This is a genomic window from Faecousia intestinalis (assembly GCF_040096185.1).
Lineage (GTDB): Bacteria > Bacillota > Clostridia > Oscillospirales > Oscillospiraceae > JAZOXB01.
On record NZ_JBBMFF010000018.1, the window covers coordinates 1 to 2,548 of the forward strand.

A 2,548-nucleotide genomic window follows, 5' to 3' on the forward strand; every position below is an offset into this window, starting at 1 on the left:
CTTTGGCTAGCCCTTCCCGCTACCGGGCGGACTCGGGACTTTCACCCTATAGAACGTGCGCTCACCGGGCGCACATATCGTAAAAAGCAAAGACCATTGCGGTCTTTGCTTTTTTTCTGCAATTTTTTACTGCACGCACAGGGTGAGGGCGATCTCGGAGCCGTTGAGCGGCACGGTCTCCGCCTCGTCGGTGAAGCACTCGTACTTGAGGACCGCGCTGTACTCTCCGGCCGCGAGGGCCCGGCTCAGCGTCTGCTGCGGGGCGGTCTGCCCCGGTGCAAGCAGGTCGGAGCGCCAGAGCGCCTCGCCGTCCAGCAGCAGGGAGATGCGGAAATAGCAGGCATTGTTCTCGGGGTTATAGAGCGGCATGCTCTGCTCCTGCACGCCCGCCTGCAGGCTCAGGAAATCGAAGCCGGGAATGGAGATGGAATCCGCTTCGGACGGCTCTGTCTGCTGCGCGGACGGCGCATCCCCGGCAGCCGCCGTTTCCGTCCCGGCCGAACGGCACTGCCCGCTGCAGGTGCAGGCGGCAGGCATCCGCGCGTTCACGACCTCCAGCGTGATGCCGACGGACAGCGCGGCCACGGCGGCAAGCACCAGAATCGCCAGCGCGGCAAGCTTTGCGTTCTTTTTCATCCGTTACGCTCTCCTTCCCGGTCAGCACGGACTCAGCCCGCGGCGTTGGCCGTTTCCAGAGAGGCCGTGAAGGTGATGGTGTCGGAGTAAGTACCGGCAGCGGCATGCTCCCAGGCATAGTCGCTGATGCGGGCGACGACGAGGCAGCTGCCGCCGTTGCCGTTGACTTCCTTGGCCGAAAAGTCTCTGCCGCGGAAAATGGGCGCGGAGCCGTTGACGGCGGAGGCGAAGATGTCCTCCGGGCGATAGCTGATGCGGGCGGAGGAGTCGCTGTCGTTCACGAGGCAGAAGTTCGTCGTGGTCTCAGCAGTGACCTTGACATACTGGTCGTTCGTGATGCGGCCGGTGACCTTCACGCTGCCGATGGTGGCGTTCTTCTCGCCGTAGGGGATCTCCACGGTCGCGGGGATCGTGAGGACGTAGGTCGAGGGGACCGTCGTGGTGATGGTCGTGGTCTTGGGGGCTTCTTCTGCGCTGGCTGCCACGGCGAGGGACGCGAGCATCAGGACGGTGCAGAGGATGGCAAGGATCTTCTTCATGTTCTTTCACTCCTGAATCGTATTACGGTCATCTGACCGCCCCTCTTTTATACCGGAAATGCACCGTTTTCTCTATCAAAGAACTGTTAAATTTCGGATAAATCCTTGCGGTCACGCCTTACCGAGCAGGCAGTCGGCAAGCACCTGCGAGAAAATATCCGCGCTGCGCAGGGCCTCCTCGAGCGAATTTCCGGCCGTGCCGACCTCCAGCAGCATGGACCGCGGCGTGAGATGCTGGTTATAGCGCGAGGCGCGCAGCAGCAAATCGCGCATGAGGCCGGGCGCGCGCTGCTCGCACAGGGCCTGCAGGCGGGCGGCGTTGGCCAAATTCTGCCGCCAGCCCGGATGCTCCAGCCCGGAGCCGTTCGAGCCCATGACGAGCAGAAGCTTCGCACAGGCCTCCCCGTCCACGTCCGCACGCAGGGCCAGCTGCGTGCCGTCGTCCGTCTCGAGCGAGTCGCGGTGCACGTCCAGCACCATCTGGATGGACGGGTAGCGCGCCAGCCAGTCCTCCGCCAGCCCGGCCATGCGCGGGTAGGCGTCGTTATAATTCCCGAGGTCGATGAGTGACGTCTCGTGCACGGTCGGGATGCCGCGGGCGTTCAGTGCGTCGGCAATGGCCTGCCCGACGCGGACGACGCTCTTTTCCGGGTCCGTGGAATGGAAATCCGGGCTGCCGGTATAGGCCTCCGTGGCGTGAGTATGGATGATAAGGACGAGCGGCCCCTCCTGCGCGCGATCAAGCGCGAGAGCCGCCTCCGGCAGCGCGTCCGGCTCCAGCGGCAGGCCGGAGCGGTTATCGATCGTCACGGCAGGCAGGTCCGGCGCGTCGTGCGACGGCGGCTCATAGCACAGCGTCGGCCAGCTGCCGTCCTGCGCGGGCTCCGGAGCATCCTCGGCGGCCTGCGTCGGCGCGGCGACGGAGACCAGATGCGCCCGCAGCCCCGGCTGCGCCGCCAGACGCACCACAACGGCCGCCAGCAGCACGGCAAAGCACAGCCAACGCACGCTCAGGCGGAATTTTGTCTGCATGGTAATCCCTCCCGCAGAATCTATATGCCGCAGGAGGGCAGAATAGAACCGCGGGAGGGAAATTTTGCCGGGCCGACAGTCGTGCATTGTAAGGGAGCGGACAGCCGGGCCCCTACATTGGCGTGTGCGGTCGGCGGGAGTGCACGGAAATTTGCAACTGCCCATGGCGGTCACTACCCGTAAAGGGCACGCCGCATCCGTAAGGCGGCAGAGCCGCCAACGGCTGCGCAGTGACCGCCGCTACAGACGCAATCGGTTTTTACGTTATTATCGGCAGCCTGTACGGACTGCAAGTGCCTTCCCGAGATTGCCACGTCGGCCTGCGGCCTCCTCGCAATGAC

The 2,548-nt window shown here is 64.5% G+C and carries 3 protein-coding genes; all 3 read right to left on the bottom strand.

The features are described 5' to 3' along the window. Positions 1-126: 126 nt before the first annotated feature. Positions 127-636 carry a hypothetical protein gene (locus WMO66_RS00125; RefSeq protein WP_349134377.1) on the bottom strand — a complete coding sequence of 170 codons (510 nt, stop codon included), beginning with the start codon at positions 634-636 and terminating at the stop codon, positions 127-129. 32 nt (positions 637-668) lie between these two features. Beyond that, positions 669-1,175, bottom strand: coding sequence for a hypothetical protein (locus WMO66_RS00130; protein WP_349134379.1), 507 nt, complete (start codon positions 1,173-1,175; stop codon positions 669-671). A 111-nt stretch (positions 1,176-1,286) separates the two neighbouring features. Beyond that, complete coding sequence (spoIIP, locus tag WMO66_RS00135; RefSeq protein WP_349134380.1) at positions 1,287-2,207, bottom strand: stage II sporulation protein P; 921 nt, start codon at positions 2,205-2,207, stop codon at positions 1,287-1,289. Positions 2,208-2,548 lie beyond the last annotated feature (341 nt).

Excerpts from the sequence above, each read along its gene's own strand:
- spoIIP (WP_349134380.1), bottom strand. The coding sequence starts at position 2,207 with ATGCAGACAAAATTCCGCCTGAGCGTGCGTTGGCTGTGCTTTGCCGTG.
- WMO66_RS00125 (WP_349134377.1), bottom strand. The coding sequence starts at position 636 with ATGAAAAAGAACGCAAAGCTTGCCGCGCTGGCGATTCTGGTGCTTGCC.
- WMO66_RS00130 (WP_349134379.1), bottom strand. The coding sequence starts at position 1,175 with ATGAAGAAGATCCTTGCCATCCTCTGCACCGTCCTGATGCTCGCGTCC.